Genomic DNA, 17,791 nt, shown 5'->3' on the forward strand with positions numbered 1-17,791 from the left:
AATACCTTTAGTGAGTTATGAAATTGATTCTTGGATAAGAACATTATGGCTTCAGCGTTCCTTTTTGGAACCGTCATCGGATCGGGGCAACCTGTCTCATGGATCAAGTATGTTTATCTTTTGCTTGTCCGTATGTATTCGTCAGCTTCTCGGCAGATCCCTTTGGCGGTTTTGTTCTGTTTCTGCGGATTCCTAAGAAGTTTTGTCAGGTATATGATCCGCACAAATAACCCCCAATCCGACAACGAGCATGAATGCTGTCATGTCGAATGACACAGGTGCAAACGCCGTCAAATCATATGATTATGAATTATTCATGTCAATATTGTTAACTCCGTTACTCCAATACGCTCCCGCGATAGCGGATATCATTGCTGTACAGCTTTTTCGTGTGTTATCTTATGTAACGTAGAAGTACATTCCAGCATAAAATAAAGGACTATACTTAACATAGAACGCGTTAGTAACGGAAAATATCAATCTAATTGGGGGCTGAACGGCAGTGTTAGGCAAATCAGGCAAAGTAGCGGTGATCGGGGCGGGTCTTGTCGGTTCGAGTTGTGCGTATTCCATGATTAATCAATCGATATGCAGGGAAATTATGATGGTGGACCGGACGTATGACCGTGCTGTAGCACAGGCACTGGATTTTTCCCATTGCATGGACTTCACACATAACCGTACCAAAGTATATGCAGGCACGTACGCCGATTGTGGCAATATGGATGTGATTATCTTAACCGCCGGGGCGAATCCCAAGCCAGGACAGACAAGGCTGGATATTTTGGAGGAAGCGGAGTCCATTGCCAAAGACATCGTGGTCCCGATCATGAACAGTGGATTTAACGGGATTTTTGTCGTCGCTGCCAATCCGGTTGACATAGTAACTTATATGGTATGGAAATTATCTGGTCTTCCGCGGGAGCATGTCATCGGCACAGGCACGTCCATTGACTCTTCACGACTCAAAACGCTGCTATCTGAAGTCTTCTCCATCGATCCACGCAGTGTGCATGGTTATGCTCTCGGGGAGCATGGAGAATCCCAGTTCGTGGCCTGGTCCCATGTGACCATCGGCGGTAAACCGATTATGCACATTTTGGATCAGCACAAGGAGCGTTTCAAACATCTGGATCTGGACGATATTGCACGCAAAACGAAGGATGCCGGATGGGAAATCTTTACCCGTAAAGGCTCTACCCAATTCGGAATCGGCAATGCCCTCGCGCACATCACCCGTTCAATCCTCAATGATGAACACAAGATCATCGCTGTATCGGCTATTCTGGACGGGGAGTATGAGCAACACAACGTCTGCGTCGGTGTTCCTGCAATCATCGGTGGAGATGGCATTCAAGAGATTATCGAATTGAATCTGGATGCAACGGAACGCCAGAAATTCAATAACTCCTGTGAGATTCTATCCGGTAATATCAATCGCCTGTCATTGGCATAACTCATTCGTATATAGCTGTACTTTGTATGCTTGGGCTCAATTTCAAAAGCCTGTCAACACAAACACGCCAATAACACTCCATCTGAGGAGGATTATTGGCGTGTTTGTGTGTATTATTTTCACAGCCAGATGAATCAATTTCATAATACCTTCAGCTGCTTCAATCAAGGCTAGATATAGATCAAAACGGTTCATTTTGTCTATATTTAGTTACAGAAATCTATTTTAGTGAGTTATGAAATTAATTTGAGTGGTTGTTCAATTCGGTGCAAGTTGAGGTTCGTCCCTTGGCCCCCATTGCTGTAACACCCGCTTCAACTCACTCAGCATAACCGGTTTGCTAATAAAGTCACGCATACCAATCTCCAGACAAGCTTCCTTATCTTCACGTTTGGCATTGCCTGTAACTGCGATGATTGGAGGTATGCGATCCCGTGGAATTAGGCGGTGTAACAGGTCTGTCGCCTTCAGTCCATCCATCACCGGCATATGAATATCCATCAGGACAATATCATAAGCATTCTGAGAGATGGCATCAATCGCTTCTACGCCATTAGTACACACATCTGCATGGTATCCGAGCTTCTCCAGATATTCTCGCAAAATCTTACGGTTCACTGGATGATCCTCCGCCACCAGAATACGCATGGCGACCCTGTCACTCTGACGTGTACGATCATGATGGAACTGACTTGCTGTCTGTTCTGCTGAAGCATCTACACTCGCCGCTGGAACAGCAAACCGGAAGGTTGATCCTTCCCCTTCTATACTCTCGACACTGATACTGCCTCCCATGATCTCCACGAGTCGCTTGGAGATGACCAGTCCCAGTCCGGTACCACCATATTTGCGGTTAATCACCGGATGCAGTTGAGAGAAGGACTGGAACAACTGATCCAGCTTGTCAGCCGGGATGCCAATTCCCGTATCTTGCACCGCAAAATCAAGAACACTGTCTTCAGGCTTTCTGCCCTTGATAATATCCACGGCAACCTCAATGCTTCCCTGATCTGTGAACTTGAGCGCATTGCCAACCAAGTTCACCAGAATCTGCCGGATACGTATGGCGTCACCAACCATGAACTCAGGGATGCTCGGATTGAGACGATATCTGATCTCCAGATGTTTCTCATCTGCAAGCGGTTTAAACAGTTCGGCAACCTGTTCCAGCATCTTGCGTAATGCAAATGGTTCATAAGCCAGTGCCATTTTCCCGGATTCCAGCTTACTGAAGTCCAAAATATCATTAAGGATGTTCAGCAGAGCATCGCCGCTGTCTCGAATAATCTCGGCATATTCACGCTGCTCTTCCGATAAATCGGTACCGATCAACAATTCTGTCATCCCCACGATCCCGTTCATCGGTGTCCGGATCTCATGGCTAACCATTGACAGAAATTCTGACTTGGCCTGAGCTGCCAGCTCAGCTGTTTCTTTGGCACGTACAATTTCACGTTCGCCAGTCACATCATTAAATACAACCACAGCACCCTGAATCTGTCCCTGTTCAATAATCGGCGTCACCTGATACTGCACCAGAAAGCTGCTGCCATCTTTACGCCAGAACACATCTTCCTTGATTGAACGTATCTGTCCATCCAACACGGTCATGTGGATCGGGCATTCTTCTTGTGGCAAATGACTTCCGTCTGCACGGGTGTGATGGATGATGGGATGTGAGTTTTTTCCAATGAATTCTTTCGCCTCATAACCGAACATCGAAGCTGCTGCTGGATTCATAAACATGGTGATTCCATCCGCATCCAAACCAAATATTCCTTCCGTAACCGTGTTGAGAATCAGCTCATGTTGCTTGCTGAGCTCCTGAATCCGTTCCGTGTATTCCTTGCGCTCGGTAATATCGGACACGATCCCATAGACGCCCACCATTTCCTTATCCACAATAATGGGCACATTCGTAACAGATACTTCAATCTTCCGACCACTTGAATTAACGACTCGGGTCTCATAATATTGCGGTTCGCCTTGCTTCACCATGTCAAAATAATGTTTGCCATATTGCACTTCGCATTTATCCAGATTGGATAAAAAAGATTGGCCAATAAGCTTATTGCGCGAAATATCCAACATTTGCACCAGTTTGCTGTTCACTGCGCTGTATTTACCTTCCAGATTCAATGAATACACAGCTGCCGGGTTATGTTCGAACAACGATCTGTATCGCTGACGGCTTTCCCGAAGACGTCTTTCCGCATCTTTATGCTGGGTGATATCCCTGCTGATGCTTACAATCTGGGTAGTCTTCCCACGTTCTCCGGCCACAGGTTTCGCCAATGTCTCCATCCAGATATAATGTCCCTTCTTGTGCAACACACGCATCTTGCAGCCATTGCCGATCTTGGAAAGATCCATAGAGTCCGGATAATCTCCCGGATAACAATAATCCTTGAAGGACTTTCCTATGACTTCCTCCGGCTTATAACCCAGTAAGGTGTACACGGAAGGGGAAACGTATAATAACTCGCCATCCGTAGCACAAGTTGTAATCAGATCTTGTGCATGGTCAGCCAGCACCTGATATTTCTCCTGTGCCTCCTTAAGCTCACGTTGCACTTCCAGGATATCGGTAACATCTTTGGCAATGCCATAGATTCCTACAACTTCTTTTCCCTCCGTTATAGGCACATACGTTATCTCTGCCTGTTTCAGGGAACCATCTTTATGATAAAAAGTAATGGGATTACTGACTGAACGTCCAGCCAGTACCTCTTTAATGTATTGTTTGCGTGAATTTTCACTGTCCGGAGGACAGATCTCACTCTGATTCATACGAATCAAGTCATCCAGTGTATACCCAGATATCCGCTCTACCGAGGGATTAGCATCAATATAGTTTCCATGGATGTCCATTACATAAATGGCATCCGGATGGTTAAAAAACAGTGATTGGTAAGAACTTCCCTCAGAAATAATGCGCTTCAGGGTTTCCGTTTTATTAATATCCAAGGCTTACCCCTCTTTTCTCAGCCACTTTCTTCATCTAACAGCAGGGATTAATTATCCCTTACAAAAATGGGCCTACCCTCGAATAACCATGTAAGCCTGCCTAGAAACAGCTTTTTTTATTTTACCAGATTCTCGTCTCATTTTGCTTACAATCTATGATCCAATTCACATGATGTGTGATGTAATACTTGGAATTTTGATTTTACGTAGGAGGCGTCTTCAAAGGCAAGCAAGTTATACAAGGATCAATGTAAGCCTCTCACAAACTTGAAGTTCAAGGCAGCTGATTCTGGCGAAAAGAACATCAGACACGTTAATCCCCATAAATCTCCTGATATAAACGCTGCAAACGGTTGTTTCATTGGATATAACATGTCTCAAGTTCCTTAGATTTCTGGGATCACTTCAAATCCTTGAATAAGACTCCTCAAATTTGTTAGCACTCTTACGATGCCTCGATGTAAAAATAACGATACAATTTGTATCAAAAAGGCTATAATCGTTAAAAAACGTTTTTCGACTACGGAGAGGACGGATGAATCATGCTGCCCAACAGAGTTAAAATTGCTTACGGTAAACTAAGAGGCTTGGCCATCTTTGGTAAAATTCAGCCCGCTATGGGCCTGCTGCCACGAATTCGGGGTAAGGTTTATCTGAATAGATTGGGTGACTTGCAGGTGGGAAAGCGACTTAACATCATAGGCAAACCTTGGGGAACCCAGTTAACCGTGGTCAAGGGCGCGCGATTAACGATTGGCGATGACGTCATGATTAATGCCGGTGTGGGGATTGCCGCTAACGTTGAAGTGACCATCGGCAATAACGTCATGATTGGTCCTCGAACAAGCATATTTGACAGTGCCTATCACCGGATTGACTCTCTGGATGACGGGAGCCAGACTGCCAAGCGAATTGTGATTCAGGATAATGTCTGGATCGGTACAGGCGCGCTCATTCTGCCCGGAGTGACCATTGGCAGAAATGCAGTCGTGGCAGCAGGAAGTACGGTAACCAAAGATGTACCCGAAAATACACTTGTAGCCGGGGCACCAGCCAAAATCATTCGGGAGCTGACCATTCATGATGGGTGGGTAAGACATTAGAAAAAATCCTCCTGAAGCATACATACAATAGAGCTTTGCATGTTTTGCTTAAAGAGGATTTTGATCTACGATAACCAAGTGCGTAATGGATTATTCAGATTTCTTTTTTTGCAAAATACATCATGCCGATTCCAATAAAAATAACAGCACTGCCTCCGACAACTGCCAGCATTGTCATCAGTGGTACATTATAGGCTCCGAAACCTCCCCCATCCATTGGTGTCATCAGAATCATCGGTTGTGCCCATGGATAATACGGCCCATATGTAGCCGAGTTTACGATAAGAATATTCGGCACTGTCAGTGCAAAATTCAGCGCGAGCGGTGCGGCAAAGCTGCTCCACACCAGGGAAACAAACATCTGCAAGGCAGACAAGGGTACACAGGCCAGCAACCCAAGCAGCAGTTTGCTCGCCAAGAATCCCCAAGGTACCGGCATCGTAATGCCGTGAACCATGCCTGCCAGCAGAATGGACATCAGCAACAATACTTGCGTACCCGCCAGAAGCATGAGTACAATCGTCAGCTTACCTGCATATACACCTGAACGTGTGAGTGGCAAAACCAGCATCTGTTTCCACCCTCCCCCTGCATGTTCGAAACGGCAGACAAAGGACGTAAACACACCAGTCAGCATCGGTAACAATAACAATCCGTGCAGGAAAACCATCGTGGTCATCAATACCTGCCAATTCCCCGATGGCGTGGACAACAGTCCGATGAGCAGCGCAATGAGTGGACTCAGCAGAATCAGGAGCCATATGGGTGACTTGCCCATTTTCAATCGTTCAGCGGACAAAATTCGGAAGTACGTTGTCGCAAAGCTCATATCAGGCCACATCCTTCCGGCTAAAATGCACCATACCTATCAACAGGATCAATATCCCAAGACCTGCTCCCATGCCTGCATAGAGGTATGGATTGGGCCCATTCCAGGCCATCTGTGCCCATGCGAGCGGAAAGCTCGGTGAGATACTGAGCGAGAACATGCCCGTTATCGCGAGAACGATGCCCAGGGTGACGGGAAGCGCCTGATTTTTGTTAACCATCGTAAGCCACAACTCCAGTGACAACACCGGAAGTGCACCAGCCAAAGGCAATAGCCCCAGCTTGATCGCATGTGTCCAAGGGATCTCACTGGCATGGAATCCGAGGATCAGACCCAGACCTACAATTCCTGCGGTTAGCAGCAGGCAGGAGATCACCAGCAGCACACAAGCAAGCAAGAACTTGGCTAAATACACGGCTGGTCTGGAAATCGGCATCGCGAGCAACTGTTTCCACGATCCCTGTTCATGCTCAACATTAGCAATCATGGAGCTGAGAATGGTTGCTCCCAGCATCAGAGACAAGGGCACAAAGACAACCACATTGCCCAATAATCCGCCCCACAGGTTATCTGCATACTGCTCTTTCAGATAGTCCAACCGTAAGCCAAAATTAAGCGCCTGCATCGCTGTCAATCCAAGAGGGGCCAGAAAGACAAGAAACCAGATCCCTTTCCCCCGAATCTTGAGCCAGTCTGACGATAATGCACGCCCGGTCATATGGAAGCCCCCTCGCCAATGACCCGCATGAACAGATCTTCCAGCGACTGACGCTGTTCCTCTACACGATACACATCATGATCCTGCTCAATTAATCGGCGCACAAGCAGTGCCACTGAACTGTTATCCATATAAGGGAACGTTAACGCAGATCCTTGTCGCTGGCCAAATTGCCCCTGTTCTCTCGCCAGCTTCATAGCCTCTTCCGGCTCGGAAACCGTTAACCGGATAGAGCTACCCGTCTGACTATGCAGACTTGCGATGGTATCCTGAAGCACCATCTTGCCTTCACGGATAATACCAACGCGGCTTGCCATCTGTTCGACTTCACTCAGCAAGTGGCTGGAAACCAGAACGGTAATGCCATGTTCCAGAGGCATGCGTTTGATCAGTTCCCGAATCTCCTGAATGCCGGCAGGATCAAGCCCATTCGTTGGCTCGTCCAGAATCAGCAGCTCCGGTTCACCCAGTAAAGCGCTGGCAATCCCCAGACGTTGCTTCATCCCAAGGGAATACCCCTTCACTGAACGTTTGGCATCCTTAGTAAGATCTACAATGGATAGCACTTCAGCAATTCTTGATTTCGGGACATTGATAATGCGGCGCAAGGTTTCCAGATTCTCTACTGCGTTCAGATGTCCGTAATAGGACGGGTATTCGACCAATGAGCCCACACGGCGCAGAATATCCATGCGATCCTTGCGGATATCCTTGTCAAAGATACGGATCACGCCTTTGGTTGGTTTAATTAAGCCGAGAAGCATGCGAATCGTTGTTGTTTTGCCGGCACCGTTGGGACCGAGGAAGCCGTAAATATCTCCCTTTTTAATATGCAGATCAAGTTCACGGACCGCTGCACGGTCCCGGTATGTTTTCCATAAATTCGCCGTTTGAATAATATTTTCACTCACTGTATGATCACCTCGGAACTATCGTAACCTTCCAAGGTTAAAGCCAAAGTAGTCTCTAGTTTAAGTTTAGTTTAAAAAAGCTATCTCAGCGGTTGGTTGTTTCCACTGTTTCCCTTACCACTGTAGATATATGTCTGGACACCCGCATCGGAACTGTCTACCCGCTTGCGCAGTCCCATCTCACGAATCAACAGATCTACAATGGATAAGCCCAGACCTGTGCCTTTGGTGTCGGAATCCTGTTGCATTCCCGGACCCCGATCCTGAATAACGATGGCTGTCTCACCCTGAATCTCCTGGGTCGATATGCCAATATACTTCCCGCTGGCAGCATGTCGGATCACGTTCTGGAACAGATTATCGAGAATACGGCGCATGCCCTGTTCATCCATATGCCAGATCAGCGGTTCCTCTGGCAGGTCAATATCAATTTCAAATTGCTCTTTCTCCCAGACCGGGTACCAGGCCGCCGCCGTTTCCCTGACAATCCGCAGCATATCTTTCTCTTCCAGCTTCAGCGTATATTTCCCGCTTGTGAGCAAATTGTAGGATAACATGTTGTCAATGAGCCCACCGAGGTCCTCCATCTTCGATTCCATGCGATGTAATGAACGGTCACCTTGCTCGCTCAGCTCTTCCTTGTGCAAAGCATGCATATGTCCACGAATCACCGTTAGCGGGGTACGCAGATCATGGGAGAGCCCGGCAATGAGACGTTTGCGTAATTGTTCTTCCTCGCGTTCACGCTGGCGGCTGTTGGACAGTTGATACACCATCTGGTTAAATGATTCCTCCAGTTGACCAATTTCGTCTGACCGGCGGATATCTACCGGAAGCGGGATGCCCTCCTTGCCCGTGGTCATCATGGCCGTCTGCAAACGAATAAGTCGTTTGCGAATGCGTGCGAAGAAGAGAATCGACATCATGATGAAGCTCAGAAAGATGATGATCATGACAATGCCGAGATACAGGAGCTCCATCGGCCAGTTACTCTGTGTCATTTGCAGAAGTGATCGGGGCACTTCAATGATCATGAAGCCCTGTCCTTTGTCCTGTTCAGCCCCGCCAATATATGCAACTACAGTCAATGGATCGCGAAAGGAAGCTTCTTTCATGAATTGTATTGTGTTGTTCACATTCCATATGGCTGGAATTCGAGTCTCTGCCGTTTGCCCGGAGTCCAGTGACCATCTCAATGTTGTGTCTGTCCTGCCGTCCGGGGATGTGGATTTCTGAATGGTTACACCCTCACCACCGATAATGAAGAGGGTTTCACCGTTAGCATTCACACGATACATGGAAGATTTGGGATAAGATGCATGTAATTGCTCCAAACGGGCCTTAATTTCCTCATCTGAAGCACCATCTAGATTTTCTGCTTCACGCGACCAGAGGTTACTGATCCGGGTAACATCACCATAGGGTGCCGTTTGATTCGTATTTGTGTTATTCACCACGACCACATAAATGATGGATATGATCGGCAGAACGACGGGCACGAATAATACGGCCGCCAGAATCAGGATGATATATCTGGACATCAAGGACCGCCCAAAGCGTAGCTTGCCCTGCTTGGTTTGCTTATGCTTAGGATCTATGCGCGGTTCTCCTTTCCATTCTCCATTCATCGTCTTCCTTGCTCTGAACCGTCGGATCATGGCTTCTTCACACGATATCCCACACCGCGGACCGTCTGAATAACGACCGGATTGGCCGGATCAAGCTCCAGCTTTTCGCGTAGATGTCGAATATGTACCATCAAAGTCTTGTCTCCATCCAGATAGGGCTCGTTCCAGACGGCTTCATAGATCTGCTCTTTGGTTCGAATCATGCCCATATGTCGTAGCAGATAGGCGAAGATGTGGAACTGTTTTCCCGATAAAACAATCTCATCCCCCGTCTCCTCATTGACGATCCGGTTGTCCTTCTCATAGATGGAGAGATGATCCAGCTTCAGAGCTGAATCCGATGAGACCGCAGTTCCCGCCTTACGCAGTTGGACCTCAATTCGCGCTGCCAATTCATCGGGATGAAATGGTTTGGTGACATAGTCATCGGCAAAATCAAGACCATGCAATTTGTCGTCAATGGACGTTCTGGCCGAGAGCATGACAATGGGCACGGCGGGATGTTCTTTTTTCAGTCGCTGGCCCACCGTAAATCCATCCAGCCCGGGCAGCATGACATCCAGAATAATGAGTGAGCAACCAACAGCAGCCTCCGCTGCACCTTCGCCACTGCCCAGCCATACCACCTCATAACCGCGCTCCTCCAGATCGGCTCTGACCCAAGTCGCAATTTCCGTATCATCTTCAATATATAACAGTTTGGTTTTCATCCGAATATTCGTTTCCTTTCTGTCCCCATTGGGTTAATGATATATCTGAGCATCATCATAATAAAAGCTGTCTATAACATATGGATTCATGTCTTGTTGAAACAATGTTGAATTCCTATACGTGACCACACATGCTAATTATAACTTATCCATTAACGTGGAGGATTGTTATATCAATCAAGTCTACCAAGTACATATCAGTTCTACACCTGACGGGAGGAATTTCATTATGCTGCTGGAAGCCATCTATCATCAACCGAAACGAAACTGGGCCTATGCCTATGACCAAGATACAATCCACCTGCGCCTGCGTGCCAAAAAGAATGATCTGACCGAGGTACATGCCCTGACCGGGGATAAATATGCGTGGGATGCAACCAAAGCGCTGGTTCCCTTAACGAAGTTCACCTCTGACTCCATGTTCGATTATTACGAGGGTGAGGTGAAACCTCCCTACCACCGATTGAAGTACACTTTTCTGCTCAAAAACGGAGACGAACAGATCTGGATGACCGAGACGGACTTCCAGAAAGAAGAACCGGACGATCCGGGTCGTATGTTCCAGTTCCCTTATATTCATGCCGGAGCTGTATTCACACCCCCTGCATGGGTTAAGGATGCCGTGTTCTATCAAATTTTTCCAGAACGATTTGCCAACGGCAACCCGGATATTAGTCCAGAAAAGGTAGAGCCGTGGGGTGGCGAGCCGACACCTTTCAATTTCTTCGGCGGTGACCTTCAGGGCGTGATCGACCACCTGGATTACATCAGCGATCTTGGCATTAATGCGATCTACTTCACACCCATCTTCGAAGCCACCACCAATCACAAATACGATACCGAAGACTACCTGCGGGTAGATCGGCATTTTGGTGATGCAGATACCGTGAAACGACTTGTCGAGCTGTGCCATGCACGTGGAATTCGCGTACTTCTGGATGCTGTGTTCAACCATTCCGGGAAGACATTTGCGCCGTTTGTGGATGTGCAGAAGAACGGAGAACAATCCAAATACAAGGACTGGTTCCATGTACATGAATTCCCGCTGGACGTGAAGGAAGGCATTCCTACCTATGAGACCTTCGGATTCGAAGCGCACATGCCAAAGCTGAATACGGAGAATGCCGAGGTGAAGGCCTATCTGCTGGAGGTTGCCGAGTACTGGATCAAGGAAGTGGGTGCGGACGGATGGCGACTGGATGTGGCAGACGAAGTGGATGATGCATTCTGGCGTGATTTCCGCCGTGTAGTCAAAGCCGCTAATCCGGATGCCTATATTCTGGGGGAAGTATGGAACGAGTCTTCTTCCTGGCTGCAAGGCGACCAGTTCGATGCGTCTATGAACTATCCGTTTACCGATGCCGTGAATGCTTTCTTTGTGAAAAATACGATGCACGCCGAACAGTTCGCGAACTCCATCGGGCGACAGTTGTCCCGTTACCCGCTTCAGGCCAGCGAAGTGGCGTTTAATTTGCTGGACAGCCACGATACCCCGCGGCTGCTCACGCTGTGTGAAGGTGACCAGCGCAAGATGAAGCTGGCTGCGTTGTTCCAGTTCAGTTATATGGGTGCTCCGTGCATCTATTACGGAGACGAGATTGGCATGGACGGCGAACATGATCCGGGCTGCCGTAAATGCATGGAATGGGATGAAGCGAAGCAGGACCGAGAGCTGTTCGACTTTTATCAGAAACTGATCGCCCTGCGTCATGCTCATCCTGCCCTGCGTGCAGAAGGCACCGTTCGTTTCTTGCAGGCTCGTCCTGATGGCAGCCAACTGGTATTTGAGCGGCAAAATGAGGAGGAACGCATTCTGGTTCTGTTCAATCGATCAGAAGAGACGGCTATTGTCGAGCTGGAGGCTGGTGACGAGGAATGGACCGAGTTATTCGGCGGAAACCATCGTACCGCCAAGGAAGATGGCGTGCTCGCCATTGAACTGCCCGCGTATGGATATGCCGTACTGAGTACTAGTCTCACATAAACACCAAGATGTATTTGCTTTTATGCAAGACCGGACATGGGTGCACTTCATCGGAATATAAAAACCAAATAGGCGCTCACAGACCTGTTCCGGATCTGATGAGTGCCTATTTGATTTTGACGTTATTCATTATGACCATGGATTACTCTGGCTGAACCAGCTGTTCCTTGAGCAACTGGATGGTGGCCTCATATTGTACAAGCCCCACTTGCAGACACAGACGCTGTGCAGGCGAAATGTGTTCACCGAATTCTTCCATCTGGCGCTGAAGTTCAGCATATAACAATTCCTTGCGCTTCAACTGGGTCGAGATCCAACCCGTTACGGTATCTTCATCCGCCAACTCTCCGAAGTACAAACGCATCAGAAAATCAGAACGAAATACCTCAGCTTCCAAAGGACTCATTAAATAGGCGTGAAATTGCGCTGCTCCTTCAGGGGTCAATGAATACACGTTCTTATCAGGTTTCCCTTCCTGCTTCACCGATTCCTTAGTCAGCAATCCTGACTTTTCCATCTTCGCAAGTGTAGGATATATGGTGCCAAAGCTGGCATCAAAGAAAAATGAAAAATATTGTTCAAAGTACTGCTTGATCTCGTATCCGGAACTTGGCTGATTGTGCAGTATTCCGAGGATGACATGCTGCGTGTTCATCGGTGTACCGCTCCTTTCCATTCCCCTTAACGTATCACAATCAGTACCCCTTGTTCAATGATCAGATGACGAAACGGTTGCTTTCAGTGCAACAGGCACAGCAGCAGGCTGGTCCTCCCTACGAGCTTCAGAACGTACCGGGCCGGAGCGTCTGATCCAGGTGCAAAGCGCACCCAGAGTCAGTGTTACACCACCGATTACGGCGAGCAACATCGCATCCCGGCCGATTCCGTTTCCTCCGAGCACAAGGTTCATCATCCCTTCTACAGCATAAGTCGCTGGGAGATAATGACCGATAAATTGGTAGAACTCAGGCATTACATCTCGCGGAATCGTTGATCCCGAGGACAGCATAAGCAGAGGTAACAGCGCACTGTTTAACCAAGCTCCAGCATTGCCAAGCAACAGCAAACTCAATTGAGCCATGAATAGAAAAGATATGGTGATTAGTAACTGGAACAGCCATAACATGAACCAACCGTCTGCTGATGATACCCCCATAATGTGCATCATACCCGAGCCAACGAGCGAAACGATAAATGCCGCACCAAGATTAACGATGTTACGTGCCCAGAAGCGCTCCCATTTCCCTGCCCTGCCACTCAGTTCACCAGAAACCTTTTGCAGATTCATGGTTAGCAACATCGCTCCGGTAAACGTAGCCGTTACAATCAACATCGGTACCATCGAGGAAGCAAAATTATCAACAGGATTCTGCCGCTCCACCTCTGCCTCAACACGTGAAGATAACCCCAGCGCCAACGCATCGGCCTGATCAGCAGTCATACCGGATTGATTCAGCACTCCGTGAATAGCCTCCTGTTGTACTTCACGGTTCAATGTCGCTGTAACTTGTGCGGCTACGTTCTGCATCACACTTTTCACGGTAGCCACATTCGATTCGTTCATCACATACTTAACTGCCATCGGCTTCGACAAGTCTTCTGCCTGCTGCATGAAACCTGATGGAATCTCAATGATCATGTATACATCCCGGTCCGTTAACATCTGTCTCGCTTCTTGTATCGATTCAGATGGTTTGATCTCGAAATTCAGACCCGCTGCCAAAGACTCGGCCAAAGGCTCAGCTGCAGCCCCGTCTTCATTCACAATAGTTACAGCTAGCTCAGTCATTCTCTCATTAACGTGATCGTATCCACTAAGCCAGATGATGTTAAAAAACACCTGAAACAGCACGGCCGTAATTAAACCCACAATAGTAGCTCCATTTTTCAAAAACAGCAGACTCGTCTGGATAATTCCTTTCATTCTATCCATCTCCTTTAGTTTTGTTTCGCCTTATATATATCAAGTTGATATATAACATTTGTTAATATATCAACTTGATATATAGATCGTCAATATTTTTATTTTTCTTTGTTGGATAAAGACAAAAAAAGCCGATACCTCTCTTCACTAGGAAGATTGGTATCGGCTTTTCATATCACGCAGGGAGCTCTACTTCAACTGTAATAATCAAGGCTCAAGGTTCCACGGGTTAGCGTTAGATTTAATTCATATCAATCCCTGTTACACCTTAGGTTCTACATCATTTCCAGCAGGGGACTTTGGCTCAGGCTCGGCACGCTTTGCCTTTGGTTTAGCCAGCTTCTGCATCATTTTGCGGCCTGTTGGCGTTTGGGCCAACCCGCCCTGGGCTGTCTCCCGGTGGCGGCTCGGCATCGCACTGCCTACTTCCAGCATGACGTCGATGACTTCATCTGACGGAATGGCACTACGCACTCCGGCCAGGGCCATGTCAGCCGCAGCCAGCGCCGTAACTGCACCCAGTCCATTACGGACGATGCACGGAATTTCAACGAGGCCTGCGACCGGATCGCAGATCAGGCCCAGTGTATTTTTTAACGCCAAGCCTACGGCATGAACGACCTGCTCCGGTGTACCTCCACGCAGTTCAACCATGGCACCCGCAGCCATGCCAATCGCGGAACCCACTTCCGCCTGACAGCCACCTTCCGCACCTGAGATAAATGAATTGTTGGCAATAACATAACCAATTGCTCCCGCACAGAACAACCCGTTCACCAAATGTTCGTCCGTCCAGCCAAACCGCTCCTGTGAACTGATAAACACACCCGGGATAATGCCGCAGGAACCTGCCGTTGGTGTTGCCACAATCCGGCCCATGGAGGCATTCACTTCAGATACACACAGGGCATACGCCATGGCAAGTGCGGAAGCATCACCTGAGCAAGTCTCACCCTTGCGAATGTACTCGGCCATTTTTTTACCGTCTCCACCTGTTAATCCACTGCGTGATGTTGTATCTTCCGTTAACCCTTTGCGTACCGCTTCCTTCATCACCTGATAATATTCAGACATCTGCTTCACAACATCCGCTTCCGGTGTATTGGTCTCCTGAACCTGCTCCTCGATCATTAGCTGAGCGATGGTTTTGGATTCTGCTGTACAGATCGTATTCAGCTCGTGCAAATGTTTAAACCGCATCCGAATCAACTCCTCTCTTCAAATCGATAACACGAATGTCCAGCACATGGTCCAGCTCCTTTAGACGCTTGAGCATATCAGGATTAGGCACACCATCCATTTCCATCGCGGTAAGTGCTTCGCCATCACGGGCTTTCCGGTCCACCTGCATATAGCCGATGTTAACCCCGGATGAACTGATCGTGGACGTTACCGACGCAAGCACCCCTGCTTTGTCTGCATGCCGCAGAACAAGTGTCGGAAACTCACCACTAATCTGAACACGAAAATCATTCATCGAATGCACCGATACACTACCACCACCAATGGATGCACCGATCAAGGAGCAGGCACGTTCTCCATGCCACAACTCAATTTTGACCGTATTTGGATGAGGAGCAGGCAGGCCACTTGTATAAAACTCAACCTCCATGCCCGCTTCCTCTGCGTATCGCTCCGCATCCGGGATACGTGGATCGTCTGTGACATAGTCCAGCAGACCGCCGATCAGTGCCAGATCTGTTCCGTGCCCCTGATACGTATCAGCGAATGAACCGTATAACGTCAGCCGGGCACGTTCAGGCGTACACCCTAGCCACTGACGAGCAATTCTCCCTAACCTTGCTGCTCCAGCTGTATGTGAACTTGAAGGCCCCGTCATCGACGGACCAATAATTGAGAAAACATCTTTAAATCGCACCTTGTAACCCTCCATTAATAATCATGATTCATATTTGTAAAATGTATTCGTCATTTCGATCCAGGAGTTCCATCCACAATGTCCCTTATTTTGGATATGATGACATCAAAAAAGGACAGCAGAAGGCCTTAGGCCCTCTCTCTGTCCTCGATACCTGAGAGTTTCACGATCAGCAGTGTCTCACGACAAGGTGCACTGCCTGTGGTTACAGACAAGGTCACCGGAATGACTGATCATATACCCCTTGGGTGGCGCAGTTCGCGCACTCTCCAGAGTTGCGTCCAACGATGGTACATTTACCTGAGAGATTAACCACTGCACCGGGTGCGCAGCAGCTTGCTCCTTCGGTGCCTGAACACTAGCCATTTTGCTCAGCTAACTCAGGTCTCTCCCGCTCGTTATCATCCGCTGTATTATCTTAATTTGATTCTTAATCGGAATGGTACATTTCTAAATTTTTGATCGTGTATACCCATAGAGTAATGTACAATATCATATATGTCAACAAAAGTAACGTGTAATTACCATAAGTCCAATGTCTATTTTAACTGAAGCGAATAGCATTCACATTTCTCACTTCCGCTGAGGCACTCGTGACGTTGCTGGTTGTCGTAAATTCAATACTTATCGTATATGCGTTAGTCGTTGTCGCAGGAGAAGTATCCACGTAAGTGTTAGAAGAAAGAAACCTCAACGTTCCCGCAGCATTCCCGGTCCTTGAGAGTTGCAATTGATTAATTAGAACTCCGTTACGCCTCAGGTTAATGTTATACGCAATACTCCAGTTAGACCCTACAACTACTGCTACTTGTGTACTATTATCGATTTTAACGCGTTGACCTGCCACCACGGGTACATTGAGGGTCTGAATGGTTGTTTCACCGGTCAATGGAAGAGGCAACGCCGTTGTCTGACTATCAGCAAACAGGGAAGAATCTGCAGGAGCAGCTGCTGCTGTCGATCCGGTAGCTCCTGTTGCACCAGTGGCCCCGGTCGCTCCCGTTGCTCCCGTTACACCAGCTGTCCCGGCTGTTCCCGTCACGCCTGTCGCTCCTGTAGCCCCAGTGGTTCCGGTCGCTCCCGTTGCTCCGGTTACACCAGCCGTCCCGGTTGTTCCCGTCACGCCTGTCGCTCCTGTAACCCCAGTGGCTCCGGTCGCTCCCGTTGCTCCGGTTACACCAGCCGTCCCGGTTGTTCCCGTCACGCCTGTCGCTCCTGTAACCCCAGTGGCTCCGGTCGCTCCCGTTACGCCTGTCGGACCTGTAACTCCAGTGAATCCGGTTGCTCCCGTTACACCTGTATCGCCAGCGACTCCGGTCGTTCCCGTTGCACCTGTCACACCAGTGACTCCTGTCGTCCCTGTCACGCCCGTCGCACCTGTAACACCAGTGACTCCGGTCGTTCCCGTTACGCCTGTCGCACCTGTAACTCCAGTGAATCCGGTTGCTCCCGTTGCACCTGTCACACCAGTGACTCCGGTCGCTCCCGTTACGCCTGTCGGACCTGTAACTCCAGTGACTCCGGTCGCTCCCGTTACACCTGTCGAACCCGTAGCTCCTGTGAATCCGGTTGTTCCCGTTACACCTATCGCTCCTGTATCCCCAGTGACTCCAGTTGCTCCCGTTACACCCGTATCTCCTGTAATTCCAGTCGCTCCCGTGACACCTGTCACACCTGTATCT

At 48.4% G+C, this 17,791-nt stretch carries 13 protein-coding genes, 1 pseudogene and 2 riboswitches; of the genes and pseudogenes, 3 read left to right on the forward strand and 11 right to left on the reverse strand.

The features are described 5' to 3' along the window. Positions 1-502: 502 nt before the first annotated feature. Entirely contained in the window at positions 503-1,456 is a 954-nt protein-coding gene (locus tag QVE09_RS26620) for an L-lactate dehydrogenase (RefSeq protein ID WP_315939246.1), read from the forward strand. A gap of 258 nt (positions 1,457-1,714) precedes the next feature. On the opposite strand, the gene QVE09_RS26625 is transcribed toward QVE09_RS26620, so the two are convergent. Then, complete coding sequence (locus tag QVE09_RS26625; protein WP_315939247.1) at positions 1,715-4,423, reverse strand: PAS domain S-box protein; 2,709 nt, start codon at positions 4,421-4,423, stop codon at positions 1,715-1,717. 542 nt (positions 4,424-4,965) lie between these two features. Here QVE09_RS26625 and QVE09_RS26630 point away from each other — a divergent pair. After that, a complete protein-coding gene (locus QVE09_RS26630; protein WP_315939248.1) occupies positions 4,966-5,526 on the forward strand; it encodes an acyltransferase in 561 nt (186 codons plus the stop codon). 94 nt (positions 5,527-5,620) lie between these two features. Here the strand turns inward: QVE09_RS26630 and QVE09_RS26635 are convergent, their stop codons facing one another. From QVE09_RS26635 to QVE09_RS26655, 5 genes are all read right to left on the reverse strand, one after another. Beyond that, the gene (locus tag QVE09_RS26635) at positions 5,621-6,355 is read right to left on the reverse strand and encodes an ABC transporter permease (RefSeq protein WP_315939249.1); all 735 of its coding nucleotides are present in this window, start codon (positions 6,353-6,355) and stop codon (positions 5,621-5,623) included. A 1-nt stretch (position 6,356) separates the two neighbouring features. After that, positions 6,357-7,073: an ABC transporter permease gene (locus QVE09_RS26640; RefSeq protein WP_315939250.1), complete on the reverse strand. Its 717-nt coding sequence runs from the start codon at positions 7,071-7,073 to the stop codon at positions 6,357-6,359. Continuing rightward, on the reverse strand, positions 7,070-7,984 hold the full coding sequence (locus QVE09_RS26645) for an ABC transporter ATP-binding protein (protein ID WP_315939251.1): 915 nt from the start codon (positions 7,982-7,984) through the stop codon (positions 7,070-7,072). Before QVE09_RS26645 ends, QVE09_RS26640 begins: the two co-directional genes overlap by 4 nt. A gap of 80 nt (positions 7,985-8,064) precedes the next feature. Continuing rightward, positions 8,065-9,525 (reverse strand): HAMP domain-containing sensor histidine kinase, encoded by a 1,461-nt coding sequence (locus QVE09_RS26650; RefSeq protein ID WP_315939252.1) that lies wholly within the window; start codon positions 9,523-9,525, stop codon positions 8,065-8,067. 113 nt (positions 9,526-9,638) lie between these two features. Then, positions 9,639-10,322, reverse strand: a complete 684-nt coding sequence (locus tag QVE09_RS26655) for a response regulator transcription factor (RefSeq protein WP_315939253.1) — start codon at positions 10,320-10,322, stop codon at positions 9,639-9,641. A 229-nt stretch (positions 10,323-10,551) separates the two neighbouring features. On the opposite strand from QVE09_RS26655, the gene QVE09_RS26660 reads away from it, so the two are divergent. Continuing rightward, the gene (locus QVE09_RS26660; protein ID WP_315939254.1) at positions 10,552-12,306 is read left to right on the forward strand and encodes an alpha-glycosidase; all 1,755 of its coding nucleotides are present in this window, start codon (positions 10,552-10,554) and stop codon (positions 12,304-12,306) included. A gap of 142 nt (positions 12,307-12,448) precedes the next feature. On the opposite strand, the gene QVE09_RS26665 is transcribed toward QVE09_RS26660, so the two are convergent. The 5 genes and pseudogenes from QVE09_RS26665 to QVE09_RS26685 form a co-directional block, all read right to left on the reverse strand. After that, positions 12,449-12,961 (reverse strand): helix-turn-helix transcriptional regulator, encoded by a 513-nt coding sequence (locus tag QVE09_RS26665; RefSeq protein WP_315939255.1) that lies wholly within the window; start codon positions 12,959-12,961, stop codon positions 12,449-12,451. 54 nt (positions 12,962-13,015) lie between these two features. Then, a complete protein-coding gene (locus tag QVE09_RS26670) occupies positions 13,016-14,230 on the reverse strand; it encodes a YhgE/Pip domain-containing protein (protein ID WP_315939256.1) in 1,215 nt (404 codons plus the stop codon). Positions 14,231-14,491: 261 nt separating this feature from the next. Continuing rightward, entirely contained in the window at positions 14,492-15,430 is a 939-nt protein-coding gene (gene sdaAA / locus QVE09_RS26675; RefSeq protein WP_315939257.1) for an L-serine ammonia-lyase, iron-sulfur-dependent, subunit alpha, read from the reverse strand. Beyond that, a complete protein-coding gene (gene sdaAB / locus QVE09_RS26680) occupies positions 15,420-16,109 on the reverse strand; it encodes an L-serine ammonia-lyase, iron-sulfur-dependent subunit beta (protein ID WP_315939258.1) in 690 nt (229 codons plus the stop codon). Before sdaAB ends, sdaAA begins: the two co-directional genes overlap by 11 nt. 139 nt (positions 16,110-16,248) lie before the next feature. Then, positions 16,249-16,384: riboswitch (glycine riboswitch) on the reverse strand. A gap of 4 nt (positions 16,385-16,388) precedes the next feature. After that, positions 16,389-16,513, reverse strand: a riboswitch (glycine riboswitch). Positions 16,514-16,653: 140 nt separating this feature from the next. Continuing rightward, positions 16,654-17,791, reverse strand: a pseudogene (locus tag QVE09_RS26685) (collagen-like triple helix repeat-containing protein); the annotation flags it as partial.

Source organism: Paenibacillus sp. ClWae2A, from assembly GCF_032452295.1.
Lineage (GTDB): Bacteria > Bacillota > Bacilli > Paenibacillales > Paenibacillaceae > Paenibacillus.